Source organism: Kitasatospora phosalacinea (assembly GCF_000716545.1).
Classification (GTDB): domain Bacteria; phylum Actinomycetota; class Actinomycetes; order Streptomycetales; family Streptomycetaceae; genus Kitasatospora; species Kitasatospora phosalacinea.
In genome coordinates this window covers 163,278-183,348 of the sequence record NZ_JNWZ01000003.1, presented here as the reverse complement: position 1 = coordinate 183,348, position 20,071 = coordinate 163,278, and the positions used below count along the sequence as shown (strand labels likewise).

Genomic DNA, 20,071 nt, shown 5'->3' with positions numbered 1-20,071 from the left:
AGAGGGATCGGCGGCCCGGGATGTGACATCCCCGGGCCCCGGCGGGACGAGAGGTGGATCACATGACGGAGGGGCCCGTCCACCGGCCGGTGGACGGGCCCCTCCGCGGTGCGGGAGCTCAGAGTTCGCTCGGGTACTGCCGGGCGGCGCTGCGGATCCGCAGCGCCGCGATGATCTCGGTGACGCCGATCACCACCAGGCCGCAGGCTGCCAGCACCGCCAGCGCGGTGATCGAGTGGGCCGGCCAGACCATCAGCACGATGCCCGCCAGCACGCTCAGGCCGCCGACGAAACCCTGCCAGCCGCGGGCCGGCATCATCGGGTCCGAGGCCACCGCCGCCAGGTGCGTGATGCCGCGGAACAGCCAGCCGATGCCGATCCACAGCGCCAGCAGCAGCACCGACTGGGCCGCCGAACGGAAGCACAGCAGGCCCAGCAGCACGCAGATCGCACCGCTGACGAACGCCAGCACCCGCAGCGCCGTCGACGCGTGGGTGCCGAACGCCCCCACCAGCTGCACCACGCCGATCACCAGCAGGTACAGGCCGAACAGCACGCCGACCACCCACAGCGTCTGCTTCGGCCACACCAGCACGACCACCCCCAGCGCCAGCGAGATCAGCCCGCCCGCCAGCACCGCCTGCCAGGCCAGCCGGGCCAGCTGCTGGAACGGCCCGGGCAGGTCGTCACGGGAGTCGATCCGGTACGGGGCACTCATGGCTCCTCCGAGGGGGCTGGACGGAACGGACACGGCACACCCCCCAGCCTCCGCGCCCCACCACCCCCGGGGCGCGGCGGGATCCGCCGGACGGACGAACGGGCCGCCCCGTTCGCACCCGGATCCGCTACCGTCCGTTCACCCGGCTGCCCGGGCGGCCGTCTACCATCGGACGCTATGACGGACCAGGGGCGGGGGAGCCCGGAGGACGGGGCGGCCGGTACGGGCACCGGTGCGGGGGCGGCCGGCGAGGCGGCGGCTAGTACGGGGACGGCCGACGAGGCGGCGGTCGTGCCCGGGCCGCGCGGGGCCGAGGGGGACGGGGACGCCGGGGAGCCGGGCGGCGGGCACTACATCGTGTGCGGCGGCAACTCGCTCGCGCACCGGTTGATCCTGGAGCTCACCGAGCAGTACGAGGTCCCGGTGATCGCCGTGGTCCCCGACCGCTCCCGCGAGCACGGGCCGGCGATCGCCCAGATCCCCGGCGTCCGGGCCGTGCTGGAGCACTCCACGGTCACCGGCGAGGCGCTCGGCGCGGCCGACGTCGCGCACGCCCGCGGCATCGCGCTGATGGACGGCACCGACCAGGAGAACATCCACGCCGCGCTCGCCGCCGAGAACCGCAACCCGGGCGTCCGGATCGTGCTGCGGATCTTCAACCAGCGCCTCGGCGAACACCTGGAGAAGCTGCTCCCCAACTGCGCCGCGCTCTCCGGCTCCGCCACCGCCGCCCCCGCCTTCGCCAACGGCGCCCTCGGCCACCCGCACACCGTCGAGGTCGGCGGCCGGCAGCTGTACGTCGCCTACGACGGCGACATCCGGCCCGACCAGATCTGCCTGGTCGCCGACCGGATCGACCGCCGGGACCTCAGCCGGCTGCGGCTGCTGCCCGAGACCGGCGGCCGGGCCGCCGAATTCATCCGGATCGCCGAACTCATGGGCGGCGGCGAAGGGTTGGGGGCGACCGGCCGTCCGGACCTGGCGCCCGCCCACGAATCCGGCGGGCTGGCCGCCCTGCAGACCCTCGACACCGAACCCCCGCTGCGCCCGCCGCTGCGCAAGCGGCTCAAGTGGTGGCTGCTCGACGGGCTCAAGCACTTCACCAACACCCGGCTGCGGATGATCCTGATCAGCGCGTTCGTGGCGATCCTGCTCGGCGGGCTGGTGCTGGCCCGGCACAGCAGCCACCCCGGCGGCTTCGGCTGGACGGTGTACTTCACGCTGCTCGACGCGGCCGGCGCCGTCCAGCCCGACGTGCCCGGGCAGCAGGTGCTCGGCGACTCCTGGGCCCGGGCCGCCCAGGTGCTGATCACCTTCTGCGGGATCACCTTCGTCCCCGTCGCCACCGCCATCGTGGTCGAGGCGCTGGCCAGCGGTCGGCGCGGCGTCCCCCGCCCGCCCGGGGCCCGCACCCGCGACCACGTCATCGTGGTCGGCCTCGGCAACGTCGGCACCCGGGTCGCCGCCCTGGTGCGCGCCACCGGCCTGCCGGTGGTCTGCCTGGAACGCGACCCGCAGGCCCGGGGCATCGCCGCCGCCCGCGCCCTCGGCATCCCCGTCCTGATCGGCGAGGGCCCGCTGGAGGCCCAGCTCAAGCAGGCCCGGGTCAAGCACGCCCGCGCCGTGGTCGCCGTCACCTCCGACGACGCCGCCAACCTGGAAGCCGCCCTGGAGGCCCGCGCCGTCCGCCCCGAAGTCCGGATCGTGGTGCGGCTGTTCGACGACGACTTCGCCCACCACGTGTACGCCACCCTCGGCAACGTCGCCTCCCGCTCGGTCTCCTACCTGGCCGCCCCCGCCTTCGCCGCCGCCCTGATGGGGCGCGAAGTGCTCGGCACCCTCTCGGTCTTCCGGCACGTGCTGCTGATCGCCGAGCTCACCGTCGAGGAGGGCTCCGGCCTGGACGGCCAGAACACCGGCGACCTGGAGGGTCCCGGTGGCGTCCGGGTCCTCGCCGTCCGGCTGCACCGCCGCCCGCAGGACCACCAGTGGAACTTCGCCGACCGCTCCCGGCGGCTGACCCCCGGCGACCGGATCGTGGTCGCCGCGACCCGGGCCGGACTTGCGCGCGTCATCCAATGACGGCATGATCCCGCGGAACGGATCGTTCGAAGACGGACCACGCGATGACGCTCCGTCAAGTGACGTGATCGGCAGGCTAGTTCACTGAGCATCCGGACGGCTCTCGGCGGAACGTCCTGACGGGGCAACGATGATCAGCGCCATCCTGCACGGAAAGCAGGGCATGGTCCCGGCCTTCGCCGTCCTCGCCCTGCTGCTCGGCCCCGCCGCCTGGTGGCTCGCCCGCCGGTACGGGCTGCCGCGGCCGTCCACCGTGCTGCTCGGCGTCGCGCCGGCCGGCGAACTCACCGCCACCTTCTACCCGACCGGGCAGCGCGGCAGCACGTACCCGGTGTGCGGGATCAGCTCCGACCTGGCGTTCGTGCTCGACACCGAGCAGGGGCGGATGAACATCCTGATGTTCGTGCCGATCGGCCTGTGCGCGGTGCCGGCCTTCGGACGGCCGCCGACCGCTTCCTGCGGCAACCGCAGGTCGGCCGCCCCCCGACCGCCGAACCGCGGTTCGCGCCGCACGGCGGCCAGGGCGGCAGCTCCCAGTTCGAGTACGGCACCGGCGCCGACCTGGTGATCGTGGACGTCGGCGACGGGGGCAAGGTGCTCCGGTACGGCAGCGAGTAGCCGGCCGGGCGGTCGGTGCCCCGGCCGCCCCGCACGGCCCCGGCCCGTACGACCGGGCGCGCGCTGCGGCGGGTCAGCCGTTGGTGAAGGTGGCCGCGCGCTTCTCGGCGAAGGCCGCCATGCCCTCCTTCTGGTCGGCGGTGGCGAAGGCGGCGTGGAAGAGCCGGCGTTCGAAGCGGACGCCCTCGGCGAGGGTGGTCTCGAAGGCGCGGTTGACGGACTCCTTCATCATCACGGCGGCGGGCAGCGACATCGCGGCGACGGCCTCGGCGACGGCCAGGGCCTCCGGGAGGAGTTGTTCGGCGGGGACGACGCGGGAGACCAGGCCGGAGCGCTCGGCCTCCTCGGCGCCCATCGTCCGGCCGGTCAGGCACAGGTCCATGGCCTTGGCCTTGCCGACGGCGCGGGTCAGCCGCTGGGAGCCGCCGATGCCGGGGATGACGCCGAGCTTGATCTCGGGCTGGCCGAACTTGGCGGTGTCGGCGGCGATCAGGATGTCGCAGAGCATCGCCAACTCGCAGCCGCCACCCAGCGCGTAGCCCGCGACGGCGGCGACGACCGGCTTGCGCAGCCGGCCCAGTTCGTCCCAGGGGCCGAGCCAGTCGTCGAGGTAGACGGCGGGGAAGCGGTTGTCCTGCATCTCCTTGATGTCGGCGCCGGCCGCGAAGGCCTTCGCCGAGCCGGTGACCACCAGCGCGCCGATCTCCGGGTCGCGGTCGAAGTCCTTGGCGGCCGCCACCACCTCGTTCATCAGCCGGGTGTTGAGCGCGTTGAGCGCCTCGGGCCGGTTGAGGGTGATGATGCCGACCCGGCCCTTGCGGTCCACCAGGATCGTCTCGTACTCGGTCATCGCCGCTTCTTCCTCTCCACGCTGAGCGGAACCTCTGCCGCTGGATACGATCTCCGAACGCCGCCCCGGATGCCAGTCTCGACAGGCGAGACGATGGTCACCCCGGGGGCGTCAGGCCAGCCCCAGGTCCCCGTCGGCGGGGACGGCGAAGAACCGGGCGACGTCGGCGGCGGTGACCTCCGCCAGGGTGGCGGGGGACCAGTGCGGGTCGCGGTCCTTGTCGACGACCTGGGCGCGGATGCCCTCGACCAGGTCGTGGTGGGCCAGCGCGGCGCAGGAGATCCGGTACTCCTGGTCGAGGACGGCGGCCAGCGAGGGCAGGGCGCGGGCCCGGCGCAGCGCGGCGAGCGTCACCTTGAGCATCGTGGGGGACTTGCCGAGCAGTTGCGCGGCGGCCTCCTCGGCGGCGGGCAGGCCGGTGGCGCGCAGCCGCTCCAGGACCTCCTCGACGCTGTCGGCGGCGTAGCAGTGGTCGATCCACTCGTGCTGGGCGGCGAGCGCGGACGCCGGGGCGAGCTCGGCGAGTTTGGCGACCGCCTTGGCGGGGTCGTCCCCGGCGGTGAGCCGCTCGGTGAGGGCGGGCAGCGCGGCGGAGGGCAGGAAGTGGTCGGCGAAGCCGCAGTGCAGGGCGTCGCCGGCGGTCATGGTGGCGGCGGTGAGGCCGACGTGGGTGCCGAGTTCGCCGGGGGCGAGGGCCAGCAGGCGGCTGCCGCCGACGTCCGGGACGAGGCCGATCCGGGTCTCCGGCATGGCGACGGCCGAGCGCTCGGTGACCACCCGGACGCCGGCGTGCCCGGAGAGGCCGACGCCGCCGCCCATGGTGATGCCGTCCATCAGCGCGACGTACGGCTTGGGGTAGCGGGAGACCAGCTCGTTGAGCGGGTACTCGACCCGGAAGAACGCCCGGGTGCCCGCGCCGCCGAGCTTGGCGTCGTCGTGGACGGCGCGGATGTCGGCGCCCGCGCACAGGCCGCGCTCGCCCGCGCCGGTCAGCAGGACGGCGGTCACGGCGTCGTCCCCGGCCCAGGCGTCCAGGGCGGCGCGCACGGTCTCCAGCATGGCGCGGGTCAGGGAGTTGAGGGCGCGCGGCCGGTTGAGGGTGATCCGCCCGAGCGGGCCGGTCCGTTCGATCAGCACGTCCTGCTGGCTGTCCGGGGTCGCCATGGCCACCGCTCCCGCCTGTCGGTTGGTACGAAGATCTTCCCGGGCACCGTAGCGGATGGCCGCGGGGTCGCGGGGCCGCAGGGGCCGGGGAGCGGCGGCCGCGCGCCAGCCGCCCCCCGGGCCCCTGATCGCTCCCGGACCGCCTGTCGGGAGTCCGTGCTCAGCAGGGGCGCAGCGGCATGGCGAGCAGGACCGGCGAGGCGGGGGCGAGCGGGCGCGGGGCGAAGCCGCAGAGCTGCACGGGGTGCGGGGCCGGCGGGAGCGCCTGGGCCTGCGGTACGGGCATCAGCAGGTTGGCGGCGGCGAGCGCGGCTCCGCAGACCAGGGTGCGCAGCTTCATCATCGGGTCCTCCGGGGAAGAGAGTCGTCCGTGGACGGTCGCGGCCCGCCCCTTCGGCGCCGGGCGTGGGAGGCCCGGCTCGGGGGGAGGCCGCTGGTTCTGTCGGGACAAACTTCTAGTGGCGGAGGGGTTTGCGGCCGCGGAATCTCACCCGTTCGGCGGCGTGCTGCGGGTGCGCCATTGACGTCGCGCGGACGTCGGGGGCGCACCCGCGGCACGGCGGGTCACCCGGTGATCGTTCCGGTGACCTCGCCGAACCCGACCCGCGAGCCCCCCGGCCCGGGGGCGGTCGCGGTGATGGACACCTCGTCGCCGTCCTCCAGGAAGGTGCGACCGGTGCCGTCGGGCAGTTCGAGGGGGTGCTCGCCGTTCCAGGTGAGCTCGATCAGCGCGCCCCGGGTCTCCGGCTCGGGCCCGGAGACCGTGCCGGAGGCGTACAGGTCGCCGGTGCGCAGGCTCGCGCCGTTGGCGGTCAGGTGGGCGAGCTGCTGGGCGGCGGTCCAGTACATGGTGGCGAACGGCGGCCGGGAGATGAGGTGCCCGTTCAGCGAAACCTCCAGCGCCAGGTCCAGGCCCCAGGGCTCGGCCTTCCGGTCGTCCAGGTACGGCAGCGGCTCCACGTCGCGCTCCGGCGGGGCGACCCGGGCGTGCTCCAGCGCGTCCAGCGGCACCACCCAGGGGGAGACGGAGGTGGCGAAGGACTTGCCGAGGAACGGGCCGAGCGGCACGTACTCCCAGGCCTGGAGGTCGCGCGCCGACCAGTCGTTGAGCAGGCAGACGCCGAACACGTGCTCCGCGAAGGCGTCCAGCGCCACCGGGCGGCCCATCGGGCTGGGCGTGCCGACCACGAAGGCGACCTCGGCCTCGATGTCCAGGCGGCGGGACGGGCCGTGGCTCGGCGCCGCGTCGGCGGGGGCCTTGCGCTGGCCGTGCGGGCGCGCCACCGGGGTGCCGGAGACCACCACGGTGCCGGCGCGGCCGTGGTAACCGATCGGCAGGTGCTTCCAGTTGGGGGTCAGCGGCTCCTGGCCCGGCCGGAAGATCTTCCCCAGGTTGGTGGCGTGGTGCTCGGAGGCGTAGAAGTCGACGTAGTCGGCGACCTCGAACGGCAGGTGCAGCCGGACGTCCGCCAGCGGCAGCAGGCAGGGCTCGACGGCGGCCCGGTGCGCCGGGTCGGTCAGCCAGGAGGTGAGTGCGGCGCGCACCGCCCGCCAGGTCGAACGGCCGGACGCCATCAGCGGGTTGAGGTTCTCCGCGTCCAGCGGCGCGGACGGTGCGCCGACCGCCCGGGCGGCCGCCCCCGCGTCCAGCACCCACTCCCCGACCCGGACGCCGATCCGCCGCCGGTCGGGCCGGTCGGCGGCGGTGAAGACGCCGTAGGGGAGGTTGTGGACGCCGAACGGGGAGTCGGCGGGCAGGTCGAGCCAGGTGGCGGTGGTGCTCAAGGGGTCTCCAGGAGGCCGAGTCGGGCGAGGTCTTCCAGCGGCTCGGCGATGCTACAGGTGCCGAACGAGGTGAACGAGGCGCGGATCTCCGCTACCTGACGCTCCGTCAGGGACTCGACGGCGGTGGCCAGTCGGGCGCCGTCCCGTTCGGCGAGCAGTTCGACGGCCTGCGCGCGGTCGCGGCTCCCGGCCGCCAGCAGCAGGTTGAGGAAGCCGTGGTGCTCGTAGCCGGTGCCCAGGTCGGTGTACCGCACCGCGTGGTGCAGCCCCGCCGTGCACTTGTACGGCAGGGCGCGCTCGGCGCAGCCCAGCAGGAAGCCGGCCAGCTCGGTCACCGACGGGAAGGCGGAGTAACCCAGGCCGCCGGTACGGTACTTGGCGCGGTAGCGGGTGCCGGTCAGGGCGTCCAGCCCGTCCTCCAGCCGCTCCGAGCGGGGCAGCTCGACGGCCGCCCCGACGCCCTCGGGCAGCAGCGCGTCCAGCTCGGCCACCGCCGCCCGGACGTCCTCGCCCGCCGCGTACTCGACGGTGGCGACCTCCAGGCCCTCGGCCGCCTTCAGCGCCTCGGCCAGCCGACCCGGGCCGACCACCAGTCCGACTGCGAACCCCGGCTCCAGCGCGCGCAGTTCGGCCAGGGCGCCGACGGGCGCGAGCAGCGGGCCGACCGCCTCCGCGTACCAGCCGGCGCGGTGCGCCCGGTGCGCGGGGACGGCCTCGGCCAGCGGCAGGTCGCCGGGCGGGAAGACCGCCGCGTCGTCGAACAGCCCCCGGTACAGCTCGGGTACGTTCATCGCCTCGCCCAGGTCCACGCGTAGTTCGGGTCCTCGCCGGCGGTGGCGGCCTCGCCGAGCTCCAGCGGGCGGAAGGTGTCCACCATCACCGCCAGCTCGTCGAAGAACTCCACGCCGATCGAGCGCTCGTAGGCGCCCGGCTGCGGGCCGTGGGTGTGGCCGCCCGGGTGCAGCGAGATCGACCCCTGTCCGATGCCGGAGCCCTTGCGGGCCTCGTAGTTCCCGCCGCAGTAGAACATCACCTCGTCGCTGTCCACGTTCGCGTGGTAGTACGGCACGGGGATCGACAGCGGGTGGTAGTCCACCTTGCGCGGCACGAAGTTGCAGATCACGAAGTTGCCGCCCTCGAACACCTGGTGGGCCGGCGGCGGCTGGTGGACCCGCCCGGTGATCGGCTCGTAGTCCGCGATGTTGAACGCGTACGGGTACAGGCAGCCGTCCCAGCCCACCACGTCGAACGGGTGGTTCGGGACGGTGTAGCGCGTCCCGGCGACCCCGTCCGGACCGCGGTGCTTGACCAGCACGTCCACCTCGCCGCCGTCGACCAGCAGCGGCCCCTCGGGCCCGCGCAGGTCCCGTTCGCAGAACGGCGCGTGCTCCAGCAGCTGGCCGAACTTCGACAGGTAGCGGCGGGCCGGGGTGATGTGGCTGTTGGCCTCGATGCAGTACGCGCGCAGCGGCTCGTCCCCGGTCGGCACCCAGCGGTGGGTGGTCGCCCGGGGGATCAGCACGTAGTCGCCCTGCCCGACGTCCAGCGCCCCGAACACCGTCTCCAGCACGGCCGTTCCGGACTCCACGTACACGCACTCGTCGCCCAGCCCGTTGCGGTACAGCTCGCTGGGCGCGCCCGCCGCGACGTAGGAGATCCGCACGTCCGCGTTGCCGAGGACGAGCCGGCGGCCGGTGACCGCGTCCGCCGACTTCCACTCCTCGCCCGGGAACAGCTCGTGCAGCTTCAGGTGGCGGGGCAGCAGCGGGAGGTTGGCGGTGGTCGACTGGTCCGGCAGCTCCCACACCGAGGCGGCCGACACCGCCGAGGGGATGTGCCGGTGGTACAGCAGCGAGGAGTCCGAGGAGAAGCCCTCCTCGCCCATCAACTCCTCGTAGTACAGGCCGCCTTCGGGGGTGCGGTGCTGGGTGTGCCGCTTGGGCGGCACCGAGCCCAGCTGCCGGTAGTACGCCATCGCCCTGCTTCTCCCTGTCGTCCGTGGCTCGTCGGAGGCTGCTCAGAGGTTGCCGCGCCGGTCCTGCTCGCGCTCGATCGCCTCGAAGAGCGCCTTGAAGTTGCCCTTGCCGAAGCCCAGCGAACCGTGCCGCTCGATGAACTCGTAGAAGACGGTCGGCCGGTCGCCGATCGGCTTGGTGAAGATCTGCAGCAGGTAGCCGTCCTCGTCGCGGTCCACCAGGATGCCGCGCGACTGCAGCTCCTCGATCGGGACGCGGACGTGGCCGATCCGCTCGCGCAGCTCCGGGTCCTCGTAGTACGAGTCGGGGGTGGTCAGGAACTCCACGCCGCGCGAGCGCAGCACGTCCACCGTGGTCAGGATGTCGTTGGTGGCCAGCGCCATGTGCTGGCAGCCCGGGCCGGTGTAGAACTCCAGGTACTCGTCGATCTGCGACTTCTTCTTCGCCACGGCCGGCTCGTTCAGCGGGAACTTCACCCGGTGGTTGCCGCTCGCCACGACCTTCGACATCAGCGCCGAGTAGTCGGTGGCGATGTCGTCGCCGACGAACTCCGCCATGTTCACGAAGCCCATCACCCGGTTGTAGAACGACACCCACTCGTCCATCCTGCCGAGCTCCACGTTGCCCACCGCGTGGTCGAGCGCCTGGAACAGCCGCTTCGGCGCACCCTCGGGGCGGACCACCGTCGACTCGCGGGCCACGTAGCCCGGCAGGTACGGGCCGGTGTAGCGGGAGCGGTCGACCAGGGTGTGCCGGGTCTCGCCGTAGGCGGCGATCGCGGCCCGGCGCACCGTGCCGTGCTCGTCCGAGACGTCGTTCGGTTCCTCCAGGACGGTGGCGCCCTGGGCGCGGGCGTGCGCGATGCACTTGTCCACGTCCGGGACCTCCATCGCCAGGTCGACCACGCCGTCGCCGTGCCGGCGGTGGTGGTCCAGCAGCGGGCTGTCCGGCGTCACGCCGCCCTCGATCACGAAGCGGCAGGAGCCCGAGCGCAGCACGAACGACTTGCGGTCCCGGCGGCCGGTCTCCGGACCGGAGTAGGCCACCAGCTCCATGCCGAACACGGCCTGGTAGAACTGCGCCGTCTGGGTCGCGTTGCCGACCACGAAGACGACCGCGTCCTGCGCGGTCACCGGGAACGGGTCGGTCGAGGCGTCGTACTCCACCAGGCCCACCAGGGTGCGCAGCTGCTCGGCCGTCAGACCGGCCTGCAACTCCTCGGGGGTCAGTTCAACGGCGGCGTCGGCGGTCATGGGGCACTCCTCCACGTCGAGGTCGGTTGCGCAGAGCTTGCTCCTGCTCGGTGAGGTGGGCAACAGGTCCGAATCCGGCTGCTCAATGTGTACAAGATGAGCAGCGGTGGGGTGCTTCGGCTGTACGGATTGCTCAGCTGCGGGGCCGATCATCCCCTTCGGCGGACGGGAGCCGGCGGACGAACCACCGCGCGGCCAGCTCGGCCACCGCCGCCAGCGCCCCCGGCTCCTCGAACAGGTGACCCGCTCCCGGGACGACCTGGAGCGCGCTCTCGCCGCGCAGCTCGGCCCGGGCCCGCCGGTTCAACTCCACCACCTCGGGGTCGGCGCCGCCCACGATCAACAGCACCGGCGTGGTCACCAGCGACAGCCGTGCCTGGGCCAGGTCCGGACGGCCCCCGCGCGCCACGATCGCGGCCGGCGCGGTGTCCGGTTCGGCCGCCGCCCACAGCGCCGCCGCCGCGCCGGTGCTCGCCCCGAACCAGCCGTACGGCAGGCCCGCCAGCGCGTGGTGCCGCAGCACCGTCCGGGTCGCCTCGACCAGCCGCCCGCCCAGCAGCCCCGGGTCGAACACCTTCCACGGCTCCTCCGCCTCCCCGGGCGCCAGCAGGTCGAACAGGACGGTCGCCAGGCCCGCCCGCCGCAGCTGCCGGGCCACCGCCCGGTTGCGCGGGCTGTCCCGGCCCGAGCCGCTGCCGTGCGCGAACAGCACCACGCCCAGCGGGTCGGCCGGCACCGCGACCTCGGCCGGACCGGCGGCGAGCGGCACCTCGAACCCGGTGTCCCGCCCGGCGTCCCCGTCCTGCCCGGCGTCCGGCGGCCGCGGCCGGTCGAGCGCGGCCAGCACCTCGGCGTCCGTGGTCTGGCGGAAGTCCCGGTAGAACTCGCCGACCGCCCCGAACCCCTCCGGCGCGTGCACCGCCACGTACCCGTCCGCCGCGCCGCCCAGCCGCCGCGCCCAGTCGTGCGGGGCGACCGGCACCGCCAGCACCACCCGCGCGGCGCCGCGCGCCCGGACGATCCGGCAGGCCGCCAGCGCGGACGCCCCCGTCGCGACCCCGTCGTCCACCACCAGCACCGTCCGCCCCGCCAGCGGCACCGGCGGCCGGCCCCGGCGGTAGACCGCCGCGCGACGGGCCAGCTCGGTCCGCTCGCGGGCCTCGACGGCGGCGAAAGCCTCCGGCGTCACGCCCGCCGCGTCCACCACCTCCTGGTTCACCACCCGGGCGCCGTCCTCGCCGACCGCGCCCATCGCGACTTCCGGCTGCCCCGGGACGCCGACCTTGCGCACCACGCACACGTCCAGTTCGGCGCCCAGCGCGGCCGCGACCTCGGCGGCGACGGGTGCGCCGCCGCGCGGCAGGGCGACCACCACGGTGCGCCGCGGATCGGTGATCTCCGTGGTCAGGGCGGCCGCGAGGCGGCGGCCCGCGTCGGCCCGGTCGGTGAAGTGCATGACGGAACCTCTCCGCTTCCCACGGTACGCGCCGGGCGTTCCGGTAAGGAAAAAATAAGGACAAACCGTCGAGTAGCGTTACATATCGCCCAGGGCGGGTAGCGGCCAATTGGCCCGCATGTCCCGACTACGAGGAGGTGGTCCCGGTGTCGACCCAGTTGCCGTCGGGTATGGAACACCATCCGGACATCCTGGCGCTGCGCGAACACGCGGAGCGCGTCACCTACAGCACCGCCGGGCAGGGGACGGAAGCCCTCGCCATCTGCGCCGGCCTCTTCCTGGCGATCTCCCCCTGGGTGGTCGGCTTCTCCGGCTTCACCGGCCTGACCATCAGCAACCTGGTGCTCGGCATCGCCTACGCCGTCCTGATGGCCGGCTACGGCTCCGCCTTCGGCCGCACCCACGCCCGCGCCTGGGCGTGCGTGGCGATCGGCGCCTGGACGATCATCGCCCCCTGGGCGGTCAACGGCGGCGCGCACATCCGCCGCACCATCCTGACCAACGCCATCACCGGCGGCGTCATGACCTGCCTGGCCCTGGCCGCGGTCGGCATGGTCGTCTCCGGCGCGGCGAACCGACACCGGAGGTAGGCAGAGCGGTTCACGGGGCGGCCCGGGCGGGTTCCGGACCGCCCTCCCGCACGCCGTACCCCTCGTGCGGGAGGCCGCCCCGCCCCCCCCGGGGACGCACCCCGGGAGGCGGGGCGGCCTCACGTGTCTCCGCGTGTCCCCGCGTGGCGGATTCGGGGAGGCGCGCCGTCCGTCACTGCCCGATCGCCGCGACCAGCGTCGTGGCGGCCAGGACGGACAGGCCGCCGAGGATCACCCACAGTCGACCGTCCATGTGATCACCTTCCCTTCCGCCCGCCTCCTACCCGGGGGAGCCGGAAGGATGCGGCGCGGGCGGACGGAGGGTCGGTGGCGGGCCGTCAGCCGGCGTCCTGCGGGCGGGTCATCCGCAGCACGTCCAGCGCCTCGTCGAGCTGCGCCTCGGTGAGCAGGCCGCGCTCCACGTAGCCGCGGTCGAGGACGACCTGGCGGATGGTCCGGCGTTCGGCGAGGGACTGCTTGGCGACCTTCGCCGCCTCCTCGTAACCGAGGTAGCGGTTGAGCGGGGTGACGACGGACGGGGAGGACTCGGCGTACTCGCGGGCGCGCTCCGCGTTGGCGGTGATGCCGGAGACGGTGCGGTCGGCGAGCAGGCGGGCGGCGGCGGCCAGCAGGCGGACGGACTCCAGCACGTTGCGGGCGATGACGGGGAGCATCACGTTGAGCTCGAAGTTCCCGCTCGCGCCGGCCACCGTGACGGTGGTGTCGTTGCCGATGACCTGCGCGGCGACCATCAGGACCACCTCGGGCAGCACGGGGTTGACCTTGCCGGGCATGATCGAGGAGCCGGGCTGCAGGTCCGGGAGGTTGATCTCGGCCAGGCCGGTGCGCGGGCCCGAGCCCATCCAGCGCAGATCGTTGGCGATCTTGGTGAATCCGGTGGCGACGGTGCGCAGTTGGCCGCTCAGCTCGACCAGGCCGTCCCGGGCGCCCTGGGCCTCGAAGTGGTTGCGCGCCTCGGTCAGCGGCAGGCCGGTGGCCCGGGCGACCTCGGCGATGACGGCGGCGGAGAAACCGGGCGGGGTGTTGATGCCGGTGCCCACGGCCGTGCCGCCGAGCGGGAGTTCGGCGACCCGGGGGAGCGTCGCGTGCAGCCGCTCGACGCCGTACCTGACCTGGGCCGCGTAGCCGCCGAACTCCTGGCCGAGGGTGACGGGGGTGGCGTCCATCAGGTGGGTGCGGCCGGACTTGACCGTCTCGGCGAACTCCGCCGACTTGGCCTCCAGCGCGCCCGCCAGGTGCTCCAGGGCCGGGACCAGCTCGTGCAGGACGGCGCCCGTCGCCGCGATGTGGATCGAGGACGGGAAGACGTCGTTCGACGACTGCGAGGCGTTGACCTGGTCGTTCGGATGGACCGGGCGGCCCAGCCGCTCGGCGGCCAGGGTGGCGATCACCTCGTTGGCGTTCATGTTGGAGGAGGTGCCGGACCCGGTCTGGAACACGTCCACCGGGAACTGGTCGTCCCAGCGGCCCTCGGCCACCTCCTCGGCGGCCGAGCGGATCGCCGCGGCCGTCTCCCCGTCCAGGACGCCCAGTTCGGCGTTGACGGTGGCCGCCGCCGCCTTGATCCGGGCCAGCGCCGCGATGTGGGCGCGCTCCAGGCGCTGCCCGGACACCGGGAAGTTCTCCACCGCCCGCTGGGTCTGCGCCCGCCACTTCGCCGCCGCCGGGACGCGCACCTCGCCCATCGAGTCGTGCTCGGTCCGCCACTGCCGTTCCTGCTGTCCGTCCGCCATGGTCGGTACACCTCCTGGACCGGTCAGCCTTCCACGGGCGCCCGGCATTCCCGGCGCGCCGCGGCAGCGTGTCGGCGAACCGGGCCCGCCGTGGCGCCCTTGACCGCGCGGCGTACCGACCGGTAAGGACGGCGTGACGCACCCGCGCACCCGTGTGCCCCGTGCCCCCTCGCTCGCACCCCCGAACCCTCCGAGGAGCCCGACCGTGACCACCCCCGACCCGCTCGACCTGCTCGGCGTCGACGAACTGCTCACCGAGGACGAGCGGCTGATCCGCGACAGCGTCCGCGCCTTCACCGGCCGGCGGGTGCGCCCGCGGATCGCCGACTGGTACGAGCGGGGCACCTTCCCGGTGCGGGAACTCGCCCCGGAACTCGGCGAGCTGGGCGTCCTCGGGATGCACCTGGAGGGCTACGGCTGCACCGGCTCCACGGCCACCGAGTACGGGGTGGCCTGCATGGAGCTGGAGGCCGCCGACTCGGGGCTGCGCAGCTTCGTCTCGGTGCAGGGCTCGCTGGCGATGCGCTCCATCCACGCCTTCGGCTCCGAGGAGCAGAAGCGGCACTGGCTGCCGGAGCTGGCCGCCGGCCGGGCCGTCGGCTGCTTCGGCCTGACCGAACCGGAGGCCGGCTCCGACCCGGCGTCGATGCGCACCCGGGCCCGGCGCGACGGCGGCGACTGGATCCTCGACGGCACCAAGACGTGGATCACCAACGGCTCGGTCTCCGACGTCGCGGTGGTCTGGGCCGCCACCGAGGACGGCGTGCGCGGCTTCCTCGTCCCGCGCGGCACCCCCGGCTTCACCGCCCACGACATCCCCGGAAAGCTCTCCCTGCGCGCCTCCGTCACCAGCGAACTCGCCTTCGACGGCGTCCGGTTGCCCGCCGACGCGATGCTGCCGCAGGCCCGCGGCCTGCGCGCCCCGCTCTCCTCGCTCGGCGAGGCCCGCTACGGGATCCTGTGGGGCACCGTCGGCGCCGCCCGCGACTGCTACCGGGCCGCCGTCGAGTACGCCCGCGACCGCGTCCAGTTCGGCCGTCCGATCGGCGGCTTCCAGCTCACCCAGCAGAAACTCGTCGACATGGCACTGGAGTTGGAGAAGGCGTACCTGGTCGCCGTGCGGATCGGCCGGCTCAAGGACGAGGGCCGCGCCCAGAGCGCGCACATCTCCTTCGGCAAGCTCAACAACGTCCGCACCGCGCTGGAGATCGCCCGCACCGCCCGCACCGTCCTCGGCGCCAACGGCATCACCACCGCCTACCCGGTGCTCCGGCACGCCAACAACCTGGAGTCGGTGCTCACCTACGAGGGCACCGCCGAGATCCACACCCTGGTCCTCGGCGAGGCGATCACCGGCGAATCCGCCTACCGCTGACGGAAAACCGCTGGTCCGCAGGCGGCCGGGCGGCCAGGATGGGCGGCATGACGACGCGACAGGCACCGACCACCACCCGCTGACGGGGACCCGGCGCTGGTCGAGGCGCCCGGAGCGGTACCCCGTGCGCCGGGCCGGTGGCGAGACCATCCTCGAACTGTGGGTGCCCGCGGAGGAGCTGGAGGAGTTCAACCGGCACCTGGTGGGGGAGATCCAGGTGGTGCGCGAGTACCGCTGAGTCCCCCTCGCGGGGGGTGCCGGGTCCGCCGGAAGTCCTGGTCCCGGGAGGCGGGGTCCGACTTGCGGTGGACCGGGGTCGGTACCTGGTGCGCATGGATCCCGGGGGTGGGCGCCGCCACCATGGAAGGACGGGGACGGGGACGGGGACGGCGAGAAGGGGCGAGGACGATGCGCGGCGGACGGGCGGCGACGGTGGTGCTGGGGGCAGCGGCCGCCGTGATGCTGCTGGTGATGGTGGCACCCGCGGCGTTCCAGCGGATGCAGGACCGGATGGACCACACCGCCCGCTACCCCAGCGGGGCCGCCGCCAAGGCCGACCGCCGTGGCGCGGCGCCGGGCTGGCTGCCGGACTCCGCCACCGGGGTCGTCCTGCTCGGCTCCGACCGGCAGGGCGACCGGCTGATCCGCGCCACCCTGCCGGAGCGCGCGCTGCCCGCCGGATGCACCAGCGGAGGCCCGCTCGGCGGCGTCCGCCTCAGCGCCCCCTGGTTCCCGGCCGACGCCCCGCAGCGGGCCACCGCGCACTGCGGCCTGTACGACGTCGCCCTGGTCGGCGACCAGCTGTACGGCTGGCAGGACGCCGCGGTGGTCGCCGCCAGCCGCAGCGCGGCCCCGAACGGTCCAGTCGTCCCCTAGGACTCCGGCTTTCCCGGGTGCGGCCCGATGGGATAGGACGGTGCGCGTACCCCGCCACCCGTGAGGAGCCCCATGCCAGGCCCGACCGTCGGCCCCGACGGCGACCGGAGCGCGACCGCCGTCCCGTTCCGGCCGGAGGAGGTGCGCCCGGAGACCCCGGGGCGCGCCCCGTTCGCCGCCGCCACCGTGATCACCCTGGGCAGCCTCGTCGCGCTCGGGCCGTTCACCACCGACCTGTACCTGCCCGCACTGCCCGACCTGACCGCCGACCTGCACTCCACCGCCCCCGCCGCCCAGCTCACCCTGACCGGTTCGCTGCTCGGCATGGTGATCGGCCAGCTGCTGTTCGGCCCGCTCAGCGACCGCCTCGGCCGCCGCCGCCCGATGCTGGCGGGCCTGGCCGCGTACACCGCCGCCAGCCTGCTGTGCGCGTTCGCCGGCTCGATGCCGGTGCTGGTCGCGGGCCGGGTGGTGCAGGGCGCCGCGGGCTCGGCCGCGCTGGTGATCGCCCGGGCGGTGGTCCGCGACCGGCTGGAGGGGGCCGCGATGATCCGCTTCCTGGCCACCATGGGCCTGATATCCGGGCTCGCCCCGATCGTCGCCCCGCTGGCCGGCGCCCAACTGCTGCACGTCACCGACTGGCGCGGCACCTTCGTCACGCTCGCCCTGCTCGGCGCGGTGCTCACCGTCGCCTGCGCGTTCGGCGTCCACGAGACGCTGCCGCCCGAACGGCGGCACGGCGGCGGCCTCGGCACCACCGTCCGGGCGATCGGCGGGCTGCTGCGCGACCGGCTGTTCCTCGGCTACCTGCTGACCGGCACCTTCGCCTTCGGCGCGCTGTTCGCGTACGTCGGCGGCTCCTCGGTGGTGCTGCAGGAGGTGTACCGGATCACCCCGCAGACCTACAGCCTGGTGTTCGCCGTCAACTCCGTCGCGCTGCTGGTCGCCACCCAGTTCAACGGCCGCTTCCTGGTGCAGCGGTACTCCGAACGGGCGCTGCTGCTGGGCGGCCTGTCCGTCGCCGCGGCGGCCGGCGGGGCCGTGGTGCTGTGCACCACCGTGTGGGACCCCGGCCTGGCCGGGGTGTGGCCCGCGCTGACGCTGCTGATGGCCTCGATGGGCGTCATCCTGCCGAACGCCAACGGCCGGGCGCTGACCATGGCCCCGCACGCCGCCGGCTCGGCGTCCGCGCTGCTGGGCACCGGCACCTACCTGTGCGGCGCGGTGGTCGCCCCGCTCAGCAGCCTGGGCGGCCGCCCGTCCGCGACGGCGCTCGGCGCGGTCGTGCTGGGCTGCGCGCTGCTGGCGCTCGGGTCGTACCTGCCGCTGTGCCGGGAGCGCTGACGGGCCCGGCCCTTCGGCTGAGCGGGGGTCAGGCGATCGAGAAGTCGTCGCCGTAGACCGCGCCCTGGCCGTACCAGCCGTGCAGGTAGACCGTGACGGTGCCGTTGGCGCCGGTGGTGAACGGGACGGTCAGCTTGGTCCAGGAGGAGCCGTTCGCCCAGGAGGAGGCGGTGGCGCCGCCGCTGACACCGACGTACGAGTACGGGCCCTGGACCCAGGCGGTCAGGGTGTACGCGTGGTTCGGGGCCAGGGTGACGGTCTGGCCGCACTCGCCGGTGGCGCCGGCGGTCGGGACGGCCTTCAGGGCCTTGGAGCCGCCGTGCACCGGGGAGGTGACGACCGCGCCGCCGCTCTGGCAGGTCCACGGGGCGAGGTTGCCGCTCTCCAGGTCGCCGTTGCTCAGGCCGGTGGGGGGCGGGGTGGTGCCGTTGACGGTCAGCGCGTAGGTGGCGGTGTGGGTCTTGCCCGCGCCGGTGCCGGTGACGGTCAGGGTGTAGGTGCCCGGGGCCGCCGAGGCGGTGGTGGAGACGTTCAGGGTGGCGGAGCCGCCCGCGGTGACGGTGGAGGGGCTCAGCGAGGCGGTGACGCCGGCCGGGGCGCCGGAGACCGTCAGGTTGACGCTCGCGGCGGTGCCGGAGGTGACCGCGGTGCTCACGGTGCTGGAGACCGCCGAGCCGGCCTGGACGGAGCCCGCAGCGGGCGACAGGGAGACCGAGAAGTCGGAGGCGGTGGTGCCGCCGGTGACGGTCAGGGTGTACGTCGCCGAGTGGGTGCCGCTCGCGCCGGTGCCGGTCACGGTCAGCGGGTAGCTGCCGTTGGCGACGCCCGAGGTGGTGGAGACGTTCAGGGTGGCGGAGCCGCCCGCGGTGACGGTGGAGGGGCTCAGCGAGGCGGTGACGCCGGCCGGGGCGCCGGTCACCGACAGGTTGACGCTCTGGGCCGAGCCGGAGGTGACCGCGGTGTTGACCGTCGCCGAGGTGGCGGAGCCGGCCGCGACCGAGCCGGAGGCCGGGCTCAGCGACACCGAGAAGTCGTTCGCCGGCACCGAGGAGCTGGTGAACTTCGAGAAGATGCGGCTGAAGTCCCAGGTGCCCTGCGCGATGCCGGAGCAGCTGTCCGATCCGCTGGTGCCCGGGCAGCCGCCGTTGTCACGCTGCAGCGCCCAGAAGGACAGCGTGTTGATGCCCTTGGAGACGGCCCAGTTGTAGACCGTGGTGGCGTTGGCGACGGTGAAGGTCTCGGCGGCGCCGAAGTCGTCGATGCCGACCATCTCGGTGATGCCGATCATGCCCCACAGCTGGGCCGCGGTCTTCGTCGGGTACAGCTTCGCCAGCTGGTTGTACAGGCCCTGCGCGGAGGTCTGGGTGTCCGCGGCCATGTCGTGCGACTGGTTGTCGTAGTAGTCGAACGTCATCATGTTGACGACGTCGATCCGCGCGTTGTTGGTGACCGCGTTCTTCAGCACTGCCAGGCCGCTGGAGGCCAGGCCGCTGGTGGTGGTCGGCAGGGTGTAACCGAACTGGATGCTGCGGCCGTTGGCCGCCGCCCAGTCCTCGACGATCTTGATCGCCTTGTTGCGGCGGTCGATGCCGGCCGTGTTGGTCAGCGAGTTGTCCTCGATGTCCAGGTCGATCCGGGAGACGTCGTAGGTGGTGATGACGTTCTCGAACTGCGCGGCGATCTGGTTGACGTCCGTGCAGGAGTCGGCGATCTCGGTGCCCGTGTTGTCCGCGGTGTAGCCGCCGAAGGACGGGATCACGTCGCCGCCGTTGGCGCGGATGGTGTTGATGTCGGCGCCGAAGACGGAGCTGGACACCGGCATCGAGGTGTCGCCGTTCCACAGCGCGGTGCAGGAGCCCTTGGTGGCGGCCTGGAGGAACGCCATGGTGAGGTGCTTGGCACCGGACTGCGCGGCCAGGGCGGCCGGGCTCTCGCCCGTCCAGGCCTCGAAGTACGGGGCGAAGACGTGCTGCGGCAGCGGGGTGGCGGCCTGCGCGGGGGCGGAGATCAGCCCCAGCGAGGCGGCCGCCATCGCGCCCGTGGCGAGCAGCGCTTGGAGTGGTCGGTGAAGGCGCATCGAGTCTCCATCAGGCATGGAAGGGTGGCCCGCGTGCCGGTGTTCGGGCACGGGGCGGGGGTCGGCCTGGTACAGGGATTGCCGGGGTGGTGCGGGGCAGTACGGCTCGCCCCGGCCGGTGGTCACACCCCCACGATGCGTCCCGGTCGGGAA

General features: G+C 73.9%; 17 protein-coding genes and 1 pseudogene. 7 read left to right on the top strand and 11 right to left on the bottom strand.

What is annotated here, in order from left to right:
• Positions 1 to 118: 118 nt before the first annotated feature.
• Positions 119 to 718, bottom strand: coding sequence for an HdeD family acid-resistance protein (locus OO48_RS02820; protein ID WP_033212397.1), 600 nt, complete (start codon positions 716 to 718; stop codon positions 119 to 121).
• 177 nt (positions 719 to 895) lie between these two features.
• Between OO48_RS02820 and OO48_RS02815 the strand changes: the two genes are divergently transcribed.
• Positions 896 to 2,800, top strand: coding sequence for an NAD-binding protein (locus OO48_RS02815; RefSeq protein ID WP_081951867.1), 1,905 nt, complete (start codon positions 896 to 898; stop codon positions 2,798 to 2,800).
• 130 nt (positions 2,801 to 2,930) lie between these two features.
• Entirely contained in the window at positions 2,931 to 3,368 is a 438-nt protein-coding gene (locus OO48_RS02810) for a hypothetical protein (RefSeq protein WP_033212393.1), read from the top strand.
• Positions 3,369 to 3,491: 123 nt separating this feature from the next.
• Here the strand turns inward: OO48_RS02810 and OO48_RS02805 are convergent, their stop codons facing one another.
• The 8 genes from OO48_RS02805 to OO48_RS02770 all read right to left on the bottom strand — a co-directional run bounded on the left by OO48_RS02805 (position 3,492) and on the right by OO48_RS02770 (position 11,902).
• On the bottom strand, positions 3,492 to 4,268 hold the full coding sequence (locus tag OO48_RS02805) for an enoyl-CoA hydratase (RefSeq protein ID WP_033212391.1): 777 nt from the start codon (positions 4,266 to 4,268) through the stop codon (positions 3,492 to 3,494).
• Positions 4,269 to 4,379: 111 nt separating this feature from the next.
• A complete protein-coding gene (locus OO48_RS02800; RefSeq protein WP_033212389.1) occupies positions 4,380 to 5,432 on the bottom strand; it encodes an enoyl-CoA hydratase/isomerase family protein in 1,053 nt (350 codons plus the stop codon).
• 160 nt (positions 5,433 to 5,592) lie between these two features.
• Entirely contained in the window at positions 5,593 to 5,772 is a 180-nt protein-coding gene (locus OO48_RS02795; RefSeq protein ID WP_157845365.1) for a hypothetical protein, read from the bottom strand.
• A gap of 224 nt (positions 5,773 to 5,996) precedes the next feature.
• On the bottom strand, positions 5,997 to 7,217 hold the full coding sequence (fahA, locus tag OO48_RS02790; protein WP_033212386.1) for a fumarylacetoacetase: 1,221 nt from the start codon (positions 7,215 to 7,217) through the stop codon (positions 5,997 to 5,999).
• Positions 7,214 to 8,026 carry a hypothetical protein gene (locus OO48_RS02785; RefSeq protein WP_209439419.1) on the bottom strand — a complete coding sequence of 271 codons (813 nt, stop codon included), beginning with the start codon at positions 8,024 to 8,026 and terminating at the stop codon, positions 7,214 to 7,216. The genes fahA and OO48_RS02785 overlap by 4 nt, the downstream gene beginning before the upstream one ends.
• Positions 8,005 to 9,192 (bottom strand): homogentisate 1,2-dioxygenase, encoded by a 1,188-nt coding sequence (locus OO48_RS02780; RefSeq protein ID WP_033212385.1) that lies wholly within the window; start codon positions 9,190 to 9,192, stop codon positions 8,005 to 8,007. Before OO48_RS02780 ends, OO48_RS02785 begins: the two co-directional genes overlap by 22 nt.
• 42 nt (positions 9,193 to 9,234) lie before the next feature.
• Positions 9,235 to 10,446 (bottom strand): 4-hydroxyphenylpyruvate dioxygenase, encoded by a 1,212-nt coding sequence (hppD, locus tag OO48_RS02775; protein ID WP_033212383.1) that lies wholly within the window; start codon positions 10,444 to 10,446, stop codon positions 9,235 to 9,237.
• A 133-nt stretch (positions 10,447 to 10,579) separates the two neighbouring features.
• Positions 10,580 to 11,902, bottom strand: a complete 1,323-nt coding sequence (locus OO48_RS02770; RefSeq protein WP_033212381.1) for a phosphoribosyltransferase family protein — start codon at positions 11,900 to 11,902, stop codon at positions 10,580 to 10,582.
• Positions 11,903 to 12,072: 170 nt separating this feature from the next.
• Between OO48_RS02770 and OO48_RS02765 the strand changes: the two genes are divergently transcribed.
• Complete coding sequence (locus OO48_RS02765; RefSeq protein ID WP_033212380.1) at positions 12,073 to 12,492, top strand: SPW repeat protein; 420 nt, start codon at positions 12,073 to 12,075, stop codon at positions 12,490 to 12,492.
• Between the two features lie 338 nt (positions 12,493 to 12,830).
• Here the strand turns inward: OO48_RS02765 and OO48_RS02760 are convergent, their stop codons facing one another.
• Complete coding sequence (locus tag OO48_RS02760; protein ID WP_033212378.1) at positions 12,831 to 14,246, bottom strand: class II fumarate hydratase; 1,416 nt, start codon at positions 14,244 to 14,246, stop codon at positions 12,831 to 12,833.
• Between the two features lie 205 nt (positions 14,247 to 14,451).
• On the opposite strand from OO48_RS02760, the gene OO48_RS02755 reads away from it, so the two are divergent.
• From OO48_RS02755 to OO48_RS02740, 4 genes and pseudogenes are all read left to right on the top strand, one after another.
• The gene (locus OO48_RS02755) at positions 14,452 to 15,621 is read left to right on the top strand and encodes an acyl-CoA dehydrogenase family protein (RefSeq protein WP_033212376.1); all 1,170 of its coding nucleotides are present in this window, start codon (positions 14,452 to 14,454) and stop codon (positions 15,619 to 15,621) included.
• A 115-nt stretch (positions 15,622 to 15,736) separates the two neighbouring features.
• Positions 15,737 to 15,859: pseudogene (locus OO48_RS37185) on the top strand (ADP-ribosylation/crystallin J1); the annotation flags it as partial.
• Between the two features lie 170 nt (positions 15,860 to 16,029).
• Complete coding sequence (locus OO48_RS02745) at positions 16,030 to 16,497, top strand: hypothetical protein (RefSeq protein WP_051731654.1); 468 nt, start codon at positions 16,030 to 16,032, stop codon at positions 16,495 to 16,497.
• 72 nt (positions 16,498 to 16,569) lie between these two features.
• Complete coding sequence (locus OO48_RS02740; protein WP_033212374.1) at positions 16,570 to 17,841, top strand: multidrug effflux MFS transporter; 1,272 nt, start codon at positions 16,570 to 16,572, stop codon at positions 17,839 to 17,841.
• Positions 17,842 to 17,869: 28 nt separating this feature from the next.
• Here the strand turns inward: OO48_RS02740 and OO48_RS02735 are convergent, their stop codons facing one another.
• Positions 17,870 to 19,918, bottom strand: a complete 2,049-nt coding sequence (locus OO48_RS02735; protein WP_033212372.1) for a glycosyl hydrolase family 18 protein — start codon at positions 19,916 to 19,918, stop codon at positions 17,870 to 17,872.
• Positions 19,919 to 20,071: the final 153 nt, after the last annotated feature.

Bases quoted from the DNA above. Each gene is read 5' to 3' on its own strand.
- OO48_RS02820 (WP_033212397.1), bottom strand. From the start codon at position 718: ATGAGTGCCCCGTACCGGATCGACTCCCGTGACGACCTGCCCGGGCCG.
- OO48_RS02815 (WP_081951867.1), top strand. From the start codon at position 896: ATGACGGACCAGGGGCGGGGGAGCCCGGAGGACGGGGCGGCCGGTACG.
- OO48_RS02810 (WP_033212393.1), top strand. From the start codon at position 2,931: ATGATCAGCGCCATCCTGCACGGAAAGCAGGGCATGGTCCCGGCCTTC.
- OO48_RS02805 (WP_033212391.1), bottom strand. From the start codon at position 4,268: ATGACCGAGTACGAGACGATCCTGGTGGACCGCAAGGGCCGGGTCGGC.
- OO48_RS02800 (WP_033212389.1), bottom strand. From the start codon at position 5,432: ATGGCGACCCCGGACAGCCAGCAGGACGTGCTGATCGAACGGACCGGC.
- OO48_RS02795 (WP_157845365.1), bottom strand. From the start codon at position 5,772: ATGAAGCTGCGCACCCTGGTCTGCGGAGCCGCGCTCGCCGCCGCCAAC.
- OO48_RS02780 (WP_033212385.1), bottom strand. From the start codon at position 9,192: ATGGCGTACTACCGGCAGCTGGGCTCGGTGCCGCCCAAGCGGCACACC.
- hppD (WP_033212383.1), bottom strand. From the start codon at position 10,446: ATGACCGCCGACGCCGCCGTTGAACTGACCCCCGAGGAGTTGCAGGCC.
- OO48_RS02770 (WP_033212381.1), bottom strand. From the start codon at position 11,902: ATGCACTTCACCGACCGGGCCGACGCGGGCCGCCGCCTCGCGGCCGCC.
- OO48_RS02765 (WP_033212380.1), top strand. From the start codon at position 12,073: ATGGAACACCATCCGGACATCCTGGCGCTGCGCGAACACGCGGAGCGC.
- OO48_RS02760 (WP_033212378.1), bottom strand. From the start codon at position 14,246: ATGGCGGACGGACAGCAGGAACGGCAGTGGCGGACCGAGCACGACTCG.
- OO48_RS02745 (WP_051731654.1), top strand. From the start codon at position 16,030: ATGCGCGGCGGACGGGCGGCGACGGTGGTGCTGGGGGCAGCGGCCGCC.
- OO48_RS02740 (WP_033212374.1), top strand. From the start codon at position 16,570: ATGCCAGGCCCGACCGTCGGCCCCGACGGCGACCGGAGCGCGACCGCC.
- OO48_RS02735 (WP_033212372.1), bottom strand. From the start codon at position 19,918: ATGCGCCTTCACCGACCACTCCAAGCGCTGCTCGCCACGGGCGCGATG.